The organism is Pseudomonas frederiksbergensis (assembly GCF_900105495.1).
GTDB lineage: Bacteria > Pseudomonadota > Gammaproteobacteria > Pseudomonadales > Pseudomonadaceae > Aquipseudomonas > Aquipseudomonas frederiksbergensis.
In genome coordinates this window covers 4,361,467-4,374,939 of sequence record NZ_FNTF01000002.1, presented here as the reverse complement: position 1 = coordinate 4,374,939, position 13,473 = coordinate 4,361,467, and the positions used below count along the sequence as shown (strand labels likewise).

Here is a 13,473-nt window from a genome sequence, read left to right as displayed (position 1 = left end):
TCCTCAACAGATGATTCCGACTATCTGCTACATCTCCATTATGCATTTCGCAAACCTTCAAAAGGGCCAGGACGATGAATTCAAGTTGGGCAGGGCAGGTGGCGCTTGTGAGCGGTGCGGGCAGTCAGATCGGAATCGGTATGGCAATTGCCCATCGTCTTGGGGCTCAAGGGGCCAAGCTGATTGTCACGGCAAGCAGCGCACGCATCAATGAGCGGGTCGCGGAGTTACGTGCCGCCGGCTTCGAAGCAGTGGGTCGACCGGTAGACTTAACTCAGGAAACTCAGGTTAGTGAGTTCGTCGCTTGGGCTGAGGCCGTCTGGGGCCGCATCGACATTCTTGTAAATAATGCCGGTATGGCGATGCAAGGGAGTCCTGAACCGTTCGCCGAGTTCACGAATACGAGCCTCGAAACCTGGAATCTTTCCATCGCTAGAAATCTGACAACTGCGTTCCTGTTAACTCAAGGGGTGTTGCCTGGGATGCGGGCTAGAGGATATGGCCGCATAGTGAACATCAGCTCAACTACAGGTACCCGAGCCAGTAATCCAGGAGAGGCTGCTTATAGTGCAGCAAAGGCCGGAATGGTAGGGATGAACATGAGCCTTGCCCTTGAGGTTGCTCAATTTGGTATCACGGTGAATTCGGTAGCCCCTGGTTGGATAGCTACAGGGTCGAGCACTCCTGATGAAGTAAAAGCAGCACGCTCTACACCCCTTGGAAGGGCGGGTCGGCCAGAGGAAGTGGCCGCTGCCGTTGTATTCTTGGCTTCACCTGAAGCGAGTTACATCACAGGTGAGTTGCTCGTGGTGGATGGAGGCAATTGCTTGGTTGAGAACAAAGCTTATTAAGACTTTTTTAATCCCTTCTGCGACCGTTGACTCCTGCGCTGGACGATATTGTCTCAACTCAAAAAAGCAGGAAGATTGAGGTCATTTCTCCCATTGCTCCAGCAGTATTGAGACGAATTTTTCTGCTGCTGGAGAGAGTGAGGCGCCTCTTCGATAAACCAGTCCCAACGATCGGTTCACAATAGGCTCTATCAAAGGAACGCTCACCAATGTTGGATGATCCACAGCAGGCATTGCGAGGCTCGGCATTGCCGAAACGCCTAAGCCAGCTTCCACCAGGCCCAGCGATGTAGATAGGTGTTGCACCTCATAGAACCATTGCGGACGCCAGCTCAAGCCGGACAAAGCGTGGTCAAGCAGCATGCGGTTACCGCTTAGGCGACCGACCCCGATAAGGCGGTAGTTGCTAAGTTCAGACCAGGTTACCTCGCTACGCTCGGCCAGTTCATGATCGCGTCGACAAGCCAAAACAAAAGGCTCGTTGACCAACGGCACGAACTCTATGTCTGGGTGTTGGCCGCTCATCATGTTGATGCCAAAGTCGGCTTCGCCACGCAGTACAGCCTCCAGTCCTTCGTTCGCACTGAGATCAAGCAAGCGAATGCGAATTTGTGGATAGCGCTCGTTGTAGAGGCGGATTACTGAAGGGAGGAAGTAAAAGGCTGCGGTGGGGATACAGGCAAGGGTTACACGGCCGCTCTGCCGCTCCGCCAGCTCTCGGATGTTAAGTATCGAGTCGTCGAAGTCATCCAGTAAGCGTCGCGCCTTGGGCAGGAAGTCTCGCCCAACGCTGGTGAGGCTTACCCTTCTTGTCGTGCGATCCAGAAGCGCTGTCCCCAATCCCTCTTCAAGCTTTTTCATTCTCCGACTCAATGCGGGTTGAGAAAGATGCAATGCATCGGCAGCTTCATGGAAGCTTCCAAGTTCTGCGATCTTCACGAAAGATCGGATGTCATTGAGCTCATAATTCACTTTTTCGTCTCACAATCCGAGAGTTGTTAAGCCCAGTCAGCCTAAATCCATCATTCGTGAAACGCAATAATCAGGCTGATATTTGCATTGGAAACAATTTTTAAAGCCTGCGACTCTTGCTCACAAGACATCAATTACCCCGATTGATCAACAAGAGTCAGTATTCATGCAACGAATTCCCTGTGTGCTAATGCGCGGTGGTACTTCCAAAGGCCCAGTGTTCCTCGCCTGGGATTTACCTGTTGCGATCGAAGACCGTGACGAACTGCTGCTCAACGTTATGGGTTCTGGCCATGAGCTGGAAATTGACGGTATCGGTGGCGGTAGTCCGCAAACCAGCAAGGTGGCGATCGTTAGCCCGTCGCTGCATCCTGAGGCGGATGTCGACTATCTGTTCGTCCAAGTCATGGTTTCCCAGCGTCGAGTCGACACCGCGCCTAATTGCGGCAACATGCTTTGCGCCGTTGGCCCGTTCGCCATTGAGCAGGGGCTGGTAAAAGCTTCCAAAGACCTGACCCGTGTGCGTATTCGTAACCTCAACACGGGGACTTTTGTGAACGCCGAGGTACAGACGCCTGGTGGGAAGGTCAGCTATGAAGGTGACACCGCCATCGATGGCGTGCCGGGTACCGCCGCTCCTGTGCAACTGACCTTCCTGGATGCTGCGGGCAGCAAGACCGGCAAACTTTTCCCTACTGGGCAAACGCAGGATTTGATCGACGGTATTCCAGTAACCTGCATCGACATGGCGATGCCGATGATGATCGTCGAAGCCGGCCAACTGGGTAAGCGCGGCGATGAAAGTCCTGCTGAACTGGATGCCGACAAAGAGTTCCTGCGTCGCCTGGAGTCCTTGCGACTGCAAGCCGGCTTGGTAATGGGCCTGGGTGACGTCAGCGACAAAGTGATTCCCAAGCCAGTACTCGTGTCACCGGCCAAGGCTGGCGGCACAATCCAGGTGCGCTATTTCATGCCACACAACTGCCATCGGGCCTTGGCGATCACCGGTTCCATCGGCCTAGCCACCGCTTGTGTCACTGAAGACAGTGTGGTCGCGCAATTGCTCGGCGGGATTAGCGAGCCGCGCATGAAGCAAGTACGCATTGAACATCCAAGTGGCGGGATAGATGTCGTACTGTCCTACACCGGCGCTCAGGGTGAGACAATTCGTGCCTCAGTGGTGCGTACATCGCGCAGGCTGTTCTCCGGTTTTGTCTACGCCACGGCTTCCCAACGACTTGCCGGATAATCTCCCCTGGTCATTGCCGTTCTTGCATCAGCACAATTCTAAAAATGGGTGATGCCATGAAAGTTGTAAAATCGCTCTACTTCCAGATTCTCCTCGCCGTGCTGTTGGGTGTGCTGGTCGGGCATTTTTGGTCGCAACAGGCCATTGCCTTGAAACCACTTGGTGACGCCTTCATCAAGTTGATCAAGATGATGATCGCTCCGGTGGTGTTCTGCACGATCGTCACCGGTATCGCCGGCATGAGCGACAAACGCTCACTCGGGCGTCTGTTGAGCAAGACCATGCTGCTGTTCCTGGCGCTGACCGTGATCAGCCTGATCATCGGCCTGGTGTCGGTCTACCTGTTCAAACCCGGTGTGGGCATGAATATTGACCCTGCCCACTTGAGCACCGAGGGACTGTCGCAGTACACCGATTCTGCCGCGAAGCTGGGAGTGGTCGAGTTTTTCATGCACATCATCCCGGAAACCTTCATTGGTGCTTTCAATAAGGGTGAAGTGCTGCCGGTGTTGTTCATCGCGGTGCTTTGCGGTTTTGCGCTGTCGGCCATCGGCGAGCGCGGCAAGCCGGTACTGGATGTACTGGAATCTGCCTCGCACATGGTGTTCAAAATATTCTCCTATCTGATGCGCTTCGCTCCGATCGGTGCATTTGGCGCTTTGGCGTTCACCGTAGGCCAGTACGGTATTACATCGTTGGGCTCCTTGGCCAAGCTGATCATGACCTTGTACGTAGCCTGTGCCTTCTTCGTCTTTGTGGTGCTGGGGAGCATTTGCCGGGCCAATGGCTTCAGTCTCTGGAAGTTGCTGCGCTACTTGCGCGAAGAGTTCCTGGTAGTGCTCGGGACTTCCTCCACCGAGCCGGTGATGCCGCGGATGTTGGAAAAGCTGCAAGCCCTGGGTTGCAAGAAAGGCGTGGTGGGGTTGGTGCTGCCAACGGGATACTCGTTTAACCTCGACGGTACGGCGATCTACCTCTCCCTCGCAGCGGTATTCATTGCTCAGGCCTGCAACATCGAGCTAAGCCTGACACAGACCGTGACCATGCTGGCCATCATGCTGTTGTCCTCGAAAGGGGCCGCAGGTGTGACCGGAGCCGGTTTTGTCGCACTGGCTTCGACACTGACTGTGATCCATGACATTCCCTTGGCCGGCCTTGCCTTGCTGATCGGAATCGACCGCTTCATGTCGGAAGCCCGGGCCTTGACCAGTCTGGCAAGCAATGCGGTGGCTACCGTGGTGATGTCCATCTCGGAGAACGCTTGCGATCGCGAGACACTGATGCGGACTCTTGACGGCGAACCGTCGTCCGCCCAGACCCAGACCCAGAGTGAAAACTGGGATGGTCGCAAGGCCACAGAACACGTCTGACCGGACACGGCTAAAAAACCCAGCAATTATTTCATTCAATTCCCCGCCAGGTTGATCCTCCCGTCTGGCGGGTTCGAGGCCGTGCGCCTGCGCATCGGCCACGCTACTGATAAGAACAAGAGAACTGACCTATGCTCGCATTTCTTGGTTTGGCCATGGTGGTGGTTTTCACCTACCTGATAATGTCGAAACGCCTATCGCCGATTGTCGCCCTGACTGTGGTGCCGATTGTGTTTGCGGTGATTGGCGGTTTTGGCGGCACTACGGGCAAGATGATGCTCGACGGCCTGAAGATGGTTGCGCCTTCGGCTGCGCTTCTGCTGTTCGCCATTCTGTTCTTCGGACTGATGATTGATGCCGGGTTGTTCGACCCGTTGATTCGCAAAATCCTCAAGCGTGTAAACGGCGATCCAATGAAAATCGCTATCGGCACCGCGCTGCTGTCACTGGTGGTCGCCCTCGACGGCGACGGCACAACCACCTACATGATCACCTGCGCGGCAATGCTGCCGTTGTATAAGCGTATCGGCATGAACCCGATGATTCTGGCGACCATCGCCATGTTGTCCTTGAGCATCATGAGTGGCATGACCCCATGGGGTGGGCCCGCAACAAGGGCGATCGCGGCGCTGGGCCTGGATGCCGGCGAGTATTTCGTTCCCTTGCTGCCGACCATGATCGGCGGCGCGATGTGGGTGGTGTTCACCGCTTTCCTCCTGGGCCGTGCCGAGCGTAAACGCATCGGCAATGTGCAGCTACAGAGCGGTGGCGGTAATTGCTACATCGACGCGATCCTGGGCGATACCCCGCACAAGCGGCCTAAACTTGCATACGTGAACCTGTTGCTGGTGATCGCGGTCATGGTCGCGCTGGTAATGGGGGTCATGCACTCGGCGATCCTGTTCCTGATCGGCTTTGTCCTGGCACTGATGATCAACTACCCGCAACTGGATATTCAGAAAGAGCGCATTCTCGCCCATTCCGGCAACGCCATGACCGTCGTACTTTTGGTGTTTGCTGCCGGTATCTTTGCCGGGATCTTCTCGGGCACCAAGATGGTCGACTCCTTGGCGCAAACGCTGGTGGACTGGATTTCGCCATCCTGGGGTCACCTGTTCCCACTGGTGGTGGCGATCACCAGCATGCCGTTGACCTTTGTTCTTTCCAACGATGCTTACTACTTTGGGGTGGTACCGATTCTGGCTAACGCGGCCGCAGCCTATGGCATCGACCCGGTTGAAATCGCCCGGGCCTCGATACTCGGACAACCTGTGCACCTGATGAGCCCTCTCGTGGCTTCGACGCTGTTGCTGGTGGGGATGGTTGACCGCGATATCGGCGATTTCCAGAAAGCCACCGTCAAATGGGCTGTGCTGACTTCCCTGGTGATCACGGCGATAGCTCTATTGACCGGTGCGATTAGTCTCTTCACCTGATTCAACCACGCCACCTGTTTCTCCTGACGCGCCTCACCAGTGAGGCGTGCGCTGTTCTGCACTCCAAATAACAACAATGAGTAGTTCGCTATGACCACTTTGTTTACCCAACGGGCGCTGTTTTCCTTTCTCGGTTTGTTGCCGCTGACCAGCGCCAGTGCAGAAGGGCTTATCAATGACAGCAAGCTTAAGCTGCAATTGCGCAACGTCTACTTCAATGAGAATTTCCGCGACGAGCATGGTTTAAGTGCCAGATCAGCAAGGACGGCGAAGAGCGAACGAACCGAGTGGGCCCAGGGATTTCTGTTGGATTACCAGTCGGGATTTACGCCTGGCACTATCGGGTTTGGTGTTGATGCCCTCGGCCTGCTCGGGGTCAAGCTCGATTCCGGCCGTGGTCGCAGTGGCACTGGCTTGTTGCCCGTGCATGATGACGGTCGTGCGGCTGACGAATTCGCAAGTCTGGGTATGAGTGCCAAAGCCCAATTGGCCAAGACCACAGTTAAATACGGCACCTTGTTACCCAAGACACCAGTGCTGATCTACAACGATGCGCGTCTGTTGCCGCAAACGTACCAAGGCACACAGATCAGTAGCGTCGACATCGAGAACCTCACCCTCACCGGGGGCTACCTGGATCGATTCAAACTGCGAGATTCCAGCGACAGCATGCCGATTGTGCCCGACGGTTACGGCGGAGATAAATCAGGCGACTTCAGCTATGCAGGCGCCGAATACAAGCTGGGGAAGAGCATTCGTTTGAGTTACTTCTACGGCGAACTGGAAAACTTTTACCGACAGAATTTCGCAGGTATCCAGCACGACCTACCCCTGGGAGGCGGCGTACTGACCAGTGACTTGCGCTATTTCAACAGTGTCGATACCGGCTCCGCCTACGGCGGCAAGATCGACAACAACATGCTGAGCGGGCAGCTGTCCTACGCCATCTCTGGTCATACCTTCGGTGGCGGATACCAGACCCTCGATGGCGACGCCAGTTTGCCCTATATCAGCGGTGCAACGGTTTACTCGTTCAGCAACGCCGGTATAGGCAAGTTCATCGAGGAGGACGAGAAGACATGGATGCTCAACTACGGCTACAACTTTGTCGCTCTGGGCGTACCCGCTTTGACGTTTTCCACCCGGTATCTGAGCGGCAACGACGGTAAGTCCACCACCACGGTAAAAGAATGGGAACGTGACGCCGAACTGGCTTACGTCGTGCAACAAGGCACCTTCAAAGGTCTGGGTGTGCGGTTGCGTAACTACGTTTACCGCTCTGAGTATTCCCGTGGCCGAGATAGCAACCGGATCTACTTTACCTATGACATCGCCCTCTGGTGATCCCCTGATTGCTGCCTCCCGATTTTCCCAGGCCGCCTTTTCAGTGGCGGCTTCATAGGATTGGGTGAAGAGGGTCGGCTTTGCGGTCCGGACACCTCAGATCGTACAACGTGGACTTGGTAAAATTGATTTTCATGGCCATAAGGGTGCCTCATTTCCTAAGTGATTGATTCTGGTTTTGTTTTAGGGTTAAATCGGCGCCTGCTTTTGCATTTCCCATGCCCCGATGGTGAAATTGGTAGACACATCAGACTTAAAATCTGCCGCCGCAGGGCGTGCCGGTTCGATTCCGGCTCGGGGCACCACTTCAAATCCGCTGCATTTTTCCAATCCCATCCCTGTCACTAGCGTCTAACCGACTCTGGTGTTTTTTTGCTGCGGTCTGAACGGAATCAAAGAGCGCGAGGGATTTTACTGCGCCGCGATGGATGTCTTGGCGCTGGGCCAGTATCGCTTCAATCAGCAATTGCAATGAATAGAGCTACGCTTGTTTGCAGTGGAGGGACTTCGCACGGTCCTTCATTGGGCAGCGGAGCCAAAAGACATGGGTATTGAACAGGATGTTTATCCTGCCGCCACCGTTCTGGTGGTCGATGACACGCCAGACAATCTGATGCTGTTGGCCGACCTGCTCAGCGACAGGTATCGGGTCAAGGCTGCCAACAGTGGCGATGCGGCGTTGCGGGTATTGCAAAACAGTCCACTGCCGGATCTGATCCTTCTCGACATCATGATGCCAGGGCTGTCGGGTCATGAGGTCGCCCGGCAGTTGCAACAGGATCCTCGCACTCGCACTATCCCAATCATTTTCCTGACCGCAATGGCGTCAATGGAAAACGAAATCCAGGGCCTGGAGTTGGGCGCGGTCGACTACATCACCAAGCCCATCAGCCCGCCATTGGTCCTGGCTCGGGTGCAGACCCAGCTGAAGATCAAGGCCGCAGCTGACTTTCTTCGCGATCAAAACGATTTTCTGGAGCAGGAGGTCCAGCGCCGCACCCGTGAGGTGGTGGCGATACAGGACGTCACGATCCAGGCCATGGCTTCGCTGGCGGAGACACGCGACAACGAGACGGGCAACCATATCCGTCGCACCCAACATTACGTCAAGCTGCTGGCCGAACTGCTGCGCAATCATCCTCGTTTTAATCCATTCCTGAACGATGACAGCATCCGCCAGCTGTTCAGGTCGGCACCGCTGCACGATATCGGCAAAATCGGTATTCCTGATCACATCCTGCTCAAGCCGGGGCGTTTCACCCCGGAAGAATTCGAGATCATGAAGACCCATACCACCCTGGGCCGTGATGCTATTCAGCGTGCCGAAGATCAGTTGGGAATTTCGGTGGACTTCCTGCGCGTGGCCAAGGAAATCGCCTACAGCCACCAGGAAAAGTGGGACGGCAGCGGCTACCCGCAGGGGTTGGCTGGCGAACAAATTCCGATCAGCGCCCGATTGATGGCAGTGGCGGATGTGTATGACGCGCTGATCAGCCGGCGCGTGTACAAGGCGGGGATGCCGCATGAACAGGCCCTGGACATCATTCGACAGGGGCGCGCGACTCACTTCGATCCAGATGTCTGTGATGCATTCCTTGCCAGTGCCGAGCAATTCCACGTCATTGCGGAACGTTTTCAAGACAGCGATCAGGACATGGCCATGCTGATGGACCTGCACCGCACTGCCCAGAAACCCTGAACGGTCGACTCGCCGGTTTTTCATCAACAGGAATTGCTATGACCAGAGTGCTCGCTTTGCTGGAACGACTGCCGCTGCGAATCAAGTTGATCCTCGGCTTCGCGGCGTTAGGCGCGCTGGTTCTGGTGCTCGGCGTGCAGAGCCTGCGAACCCAGGACTCTTTGAAAGCGGATATGCGGCGGCTGTATCAGCAAGAGTTGGCGGGCATGGAACACTTGCAGGAAGCGAGGGTGCAGATGCCGCATCTTGTGCAGGGTTTGCAGCATGCCGTCAACGGCGACAGCGAAGTTGTTCGTAGCAAGGGCGTCGAGCAATTTCGTGAGGCTCGAAAAAATCTTCAAGAAGCGTTGCAGCTGGCACAACCGACCCTCTGGCGCCAGGAGAACCAGGAGCGGTTCGCCACGTTCGAGGTTTTGTTGAAACGTTTGCTGCAAGACGGTGAGGCAGCACTGCAACTGGCCGGTGCAGGGGATCAAGCGCAAGCCTCGCGGCTGATCAATAGCGTCCTGTTCCAAGGGCTGGATGAGCGCGTGGACGACTTGCTCAAACAAATGGCGAGAGCCAAACAAGCCTCCATTCATGACACAGCTAAACAGATCGCAGAATTTGCCGGGCGCAGCACCCGGCTCACTTATCAATTGTTACTGGGCGGCCTGACTCTGGCGTTGCTGATGGGCTGGTTGATCAGTCGCTCGATTCGCCTGCCCCTTTACCGGGTTCGCGCCGCCGTTGACGAGCTGACCGCCGGCCGACTGGACGGGACGATTCCCCATACCGATCTGCAAAATGAAACTGGCGATCTGGCGCGTGCCATCGCAACGCTACAGACCGAGTCGCAACAATTGGAGCGCCAACGCTGGGTCAAGGCGCAAGCCGAACTACTTCAGACCAACCTGCCGCAAGCAGAAACCCCTCACGAGCTGGCTCAGGTCTTTTTGCGGCATATGGCGAGCATGCTCGGCATCGGCCGGGGCGTGCTCTATAGCGTGCAAGAACATAATGAAAGCCTGCAACTGATTGGCAGTTACGCGACCGATCCTGATTCCCCGCCGGCGTCCACGGTGACTTTCGGAGCCGGTCTCCTGGGGCAATGTGCGCTGGATCGAGCGCCCCGTGAATTGCAGGGGCTGATGCAGTCATTCGGACGCTTGCATTCGCAGCTGGGGGAAGTGCCCGCCAGCTATCTGCTGGTGCAACCAGTTGTGCGTGGTGAACGTCTGCTCGGCGTGCTCGAACTGGCGGGTCATCAACCGCTGGGCCCCCGTGAACAGTCGCTTTTGCAGGAGGCCATGCCACGCCTGGCCGGGGCCATGGCGGTGATGGAGCGTCATCTGGCGGTGCAATCCTTGCTGGTCGAAACTCGGCGCCAGGCCGATGAAATGGGCGAACAGGCTTTGCGGCTGGAGCTGCAATCGAAGGAACTGGAAGCGCAGCAGAGCGCATTGCGTGCCACCAAGGCCTGGTATCGCGCGATTCTCGAGGCAGCACCGGACGGCATGATCGTCATCAATGCCGAAGGCGAGATCCTGATAACCAACCCGCAGCTGGACACGCTGTTCGGTTATGCCCCGGGCGAATTGGTGGGCGAGGCCATCGAACGGCTGGTGCCTGACGCGGCGCGCGGGCAGCATGTGGCTTTGCGCAATGGTTTCATCGCCCATGGCAGCACCCGGCAGATGGGCGCGAAACTGGATGACCTCAAAGGCCTTCGCAAGGATGGCAGTCTGTTTTCCGTAGAGATCGGCCTGTCGCACTTGCCGCTGCTGGAGGGGCGTGGCACGTGCATTTGCGCTTCGGTCCGCGACGTCAGTGAGCGACGGCAAATGCAGGCGGCGCTCAAGTCCAGCGAAACGCAGTTGCGTGCGGTATTGGACAGTAGCCCGGTGGCTATGCTGATCCGTGACGATGAGGGTCGCTTGAGTTACTGCAACCCGGAACTGGAGAGTCTGTTCGGCGTCGACCGCGAGCAGTTTGGTGAGATGGATGAAAATCTCTTCTGGTGCGATGCACAAGCCCACAGCCGATTCCTGGACGCTGCCGCCAAAGGGGCGGTTATAAATTTCGAGGCCAGCCTGCAGCGCAGCGCAGGAGAACGTTTCGACGTTTTGCTCTCGGCCGTACCCTTGATTCCCGGCGAACGCAGCAGCGCCAGTTGGTATTACGACATCACGGACCGCAAAGCCGCCGAGGCGCAGGTTCAACTGGCCCGGGAAATCGCCGAAGAAGCGACACGCGCCAAGAGCGAATTCCTCGCCAACATGAGTCATGAAATCCGCACGCCCATGAACGCCATTATCGGCATGAGTCATTTGGCACTGCGCACCGAGCTCGATAATCGACAACGCAACTACATCGTGAAGGTGCATCGCTCGGCGGAGAACCTGTTAGGAATCATCAACGACATCCTCGATTTCTCCAAGATCGAGGCCGGCAGGATGGATCTGGAACTAATACCTTTCCGTTTGGAAGACGTGCTGGAGAATTTCACCAATGTGGTGGGCCTGAAGGCCGAGGATAAAGGCCTGGAGCTGCTCTACAGCACGGTCGCCAATCTGCCGACCGCACTGATCGGCGACCCGTTGCGGCTAGGCCAGGTCCTGGCCAACCTGGGCAACAACGCGACGAAGTTCACCGAACACGGTGAAATTGTTCTGGGCATCGAACGAGTTGGGAGTGAGGAGGGCAAGGTCGAGCTGCATTTCTGGGTGCGCGATACGGGGATCGGCATGAGCGAAGAGCAATGCCAGAGGATTTTTCAGTCCTTTATCCAGGCCGACAGTTCCACGACTCGCAAGTACGGAGGGACTGGTTTGGGCCTGTCGATTTCCAAACGTCTGGTGGAACTGATGGACGGGCGCATCTGGGTCGAAAGTACACTGGGCGTCGGTTCGACGTTTCACTTTTGCGTGAGTCTGGGCATCCAGGCAGAGGCGCCTGTGCGGCGCATGTTCACCGCCGATGAGCTGCTAGGCATCCGCGTGTTGGTGGTCGACGACAACGCAAGTGCCCGTGAGATTCTTTCGGTCATGGCACACAGTTTCGGTGTGGAGGTGGATGTGGCCGAAAGCGGTCGCATGGCGCTGCGCATGTTGGTGCAGGCCGAGAAAGCTTCGTTGCCTTTCGACCTGGTTCTGATGGACTGGCGGATGCCAGGCATGGATGGGGTGGAGACCGTCCGCCAGATGCGTTCCAGCAACCTGACGCGCACGCCGTCAGTCATCATGGTCACTGCCCTTGATCGCGAAGAGTTGCTTGAACAGGCCAAGCTCCAGCACGTGCAGTTGCCGGTGGTGCTGACCAAGCCGGTGACTCCGTCCACCTTGCTGGAATCCATCGGCACGGTGTTCGGCAAAGTGCCGCAAACCGGTACCCGCGCCAGTGAGCGCAACGAGCAGAGCGCTGACCACATGGCGCGCTTGAAAGGCGCGCGCCTGTTGTTGGTGGAAGACAACGAACTGAACAGGGAGCTGGCGTGTGATTTGCTGCAAGGGGCCGGCATCGAGCTCGAACAGGCCTTCGATGGTCAGCAGGCACTCGATTTGCTGGCGCGTGACAGCGATTTCGACGGCGTACTGATGGACTGCCAGATGCCTGTGATGGATGGCTACACAGCGACCCGCAGGATTCGCCAGCAATCGAACTTCGCGGCATTGCCGATCATCGCCATGACCGCCGACGCCATGGCAGTGGATCGCGAACGCGCCCTGGCCTGTGGCATGAATGACCACCTGTCCAAGCCATTGGACGTAGACGCCATGTTTGCCACGCTGGCCAAGTGGATCAAACCACGGCTCGGTCGTAGCGGGCAGGCGCAAGAGTTGAACGATCCCCAAATATCCGCATCGTTGCCCACTGAGCTCGAAGGTATCGATAAGGTCGCCGGGCTGACCGCCTGTTCGGGCAAGGAGGCCCTTTACTTGCGACTGTTGCGCAAATTCCATGCGACTCAATTTTGCTTCGTCGAACAATTTCAAGCGGCACTCGCTGACCCTGATCCAACAGCAGCCACGCGCATGGCTCATACCTTGCGCGGTAACGCCGGGAACATCGGGGCCAAGTCTGTGGCGCAGGCGGCCGCACAGCTTGAGCAAGCGTGCCGGGCCGGCGAACCGAGTAAGGTCGTGCAGTCGAATTTATCCGAGGTTGAGCAGCACTTGATGCCCGTGTTGAGTGCGTTGTCGCGGTTGGGTGAGGTAAATCCAGCATCAGTCGAGCAGGCGCTGCCGTCCGGGCCGACAATCAGTGGACGGCTCGCCAGGCTCCGGCGGCTATTGGCTGACAGCGACACCGCTGCCATTGGAGCGCTTGGTGAGATGCGTGGCCTGTCGCTCGGTGATGCGCTAGCCCAGCGTTTGGACCTGGTCGCTCAGCAACTTGAGCGCTTTGACTTCGAGCGTGCCTTGGAATTGCTGCAAGGCGAAATACAACACTTCGTCTCCACCGACGACGATAACGTGGGGGAGATTGAATAGATCCCAGCCGTTTGTACGCGGCTGAGTGCAACTGCCGTCACTGGGTCTGAGTGACGGCTGTCTGCTTGACATACCCTTAG

At 56.8% G+C, this 13,473-nt stretch carries 8 protein-coding genes and 1 tRNA gene; 8 read left to right on the top strand and 1 reads right to left on the bottom strand.

The genetic code is table 11. From position 1 onward, the window contains the following. The first annotated feature begins 74 nt into the window (after nucleotides 1-74). Complete coding sequence (locus BLW70_RS20390; RefSeq protein ID WP_074876987.1) at nucleotides 75-851, top strand: SDR family NAD(P)-dependent oxidoreductase; 777 nt, start codon at nucleotides 75-77, stop codon at nucleotides 849-851. A gap of 81 nt (nucleotides 852-932) precedes the next feature. Here the strand turns inward: BLW70_RS20390 and BLW70_RS20385 are convergent, their stop codons facing one another. Then, complete coding sequence (locus BLW70_RS20385) at nucleotides 933-1,823, bottom strand: LysR family transcriptional regulator (protein ID WP_074876985.1); 891 nt, start codon at nucleotides 1,821-1,823, stop codon at nucleotides 933-935. A 166-nt stretch (nucleotides 1,824-1,989) separates the two neighbouring features. On the opposite strand from BLW70_RS20385, the gene BLW70_RS20380 reads away from it, so the two are divergent. From BLW70_RS20380 to BLW70_RS20350, 7 genes are all read left to right on the top strand, one after another. Beyond that, complete coding sequence (locus BLW70_RS20380) at nucleotides 1,990-3,072, top strand: 4-oxalomesaconate tautomerase (protein WP_074876984.1); 1,083 nt, start codon at nucleotides 1,990-1,992, stop codon at nucleotides 3,070-3,072. A 44-nt stretch (nucleotides 3,073-3,116) separates the two neighbouring features. Then, nucleotides 3,117-4,442, top strand: a complete 1,326-nt coding sequence (dctA, locus tag BLW70_RS20375; RefSeq protein ID WP_074876982.1) for a C4-dicarboxylate transporter DctA — start codon at nucleotides 3,117-3,119, stop codon at nucleotides 4,440-4,442. 131 nt (nucleotides 4,443-4,573) lie between these two features. Next, a complete protein-coding gene (locus tag BLW70_RS20370) occupies nucleotides 4,574-5,878 on the top strand; it encodes a CitMHS family transporter (protein ID WP_074876980.1) in 1,305 nt (434 codons plus the stop codon). A 90-nt stretch (nucleotides 5,879-5,968) separates the two neighbouring features. After that, a complete protein-coding gene (locus tag BLW70_RS20365) occupies nucleotides 5,969-7,222 on the top strand; it encodes an OprD family porin (RefSeq protein WP_074876978.1) in 1,254 nt (417 codons plus the stop codon). 220 nt (nucleotides 7,223-7,442) lie between these two features. Next, nucleotides 7,443-7,527: transfer RNA gene (locus BLW70_RS20360), tRNA-Leu, on the top strand. A gap of 239 nt (nucleotides 7,528-7,766) precedes the next feature. Beyond that, nucleotides 7,767-8,921, top strand: coding sequence for an HD-GYP domain-containing protein (locus BLW70_RS20355; protein WP_074876976.1), 1,155 nt, complete (start codon nucleotides 7,767-7,769; stop codon nucleotides 8,919-8,921). 38 nt (nucleotides 8,922-8,959) lie between these two features. Further along, on the top strand, nucleotides 8,960-13,393 hold the full coding sequence (locus tag BLW70_RS20350) for a response regulator (RefSeq protein WP_074876974.1): 4,434 nt from the start codon (nucleotides 8,960-8,962) through the stop codon (nucleotides 13,391-13,393). The last annotated feature ends 80 nt before the right edge of the window (nucleotides 13,394-13,473 follow it).

What these genes read in the sequence shown, in the direction of transcription:
- BLW70_RS20390 (WP_074876987.1), top strand. Translation starts at nt 75, where the DNA reads ATGAATTCAAGTTGGGCAGGGCAGGTGGCGCTTGTGAGCGGTGCGGGC.
- BLW70_RS20380 (WP_074876984.1), top strand. Translation starts at nt 1,990, where the DNA reads ATGCAACGAATTCCCTGTGTGCTAATGCGCGGTGGTACTTCCAAAGGC.
- dctA (WP_074876982.1), top strand. Translation starts at nt 3,117, where the DNA reads ATGGGTGATGCCATGAAAGTTGTAAAATCGCTCTACTTCCAGATTCTC.
- BLW70_RS20370 (WP_074876980.1), top strand. Translation starts at nt 4,574, where the DNA reads ATGCTCGCATTTCTTGGTTTGGCCATGGTGGTGGTTTTCACCTACCTG.
- BLW70_RS20365 (WP_074876978.1), top strand. Translation starts at nt 5,969, where the DNA reads ATGACCACTTTGTTTACCCAACGGGCGCTGTTTTCCTTTCTCGGTTTG.
- BLW70_RS20355 (WP_074876976.1), top strand. Translation starts at nt 7,767, where the DNA reads ATGGGTATTGAACAGGATGTTTATCCTGCCGCCACCGTTCTGGTGGTC.
- BLW70_RS20350 (WP_074876974.1), top strand. Translation starts at nt 8,960, where the DNA reads ATGACCAGAGTGCTCGCTTTGCTGGAACGACTGCCGCTGCGAATCAAG.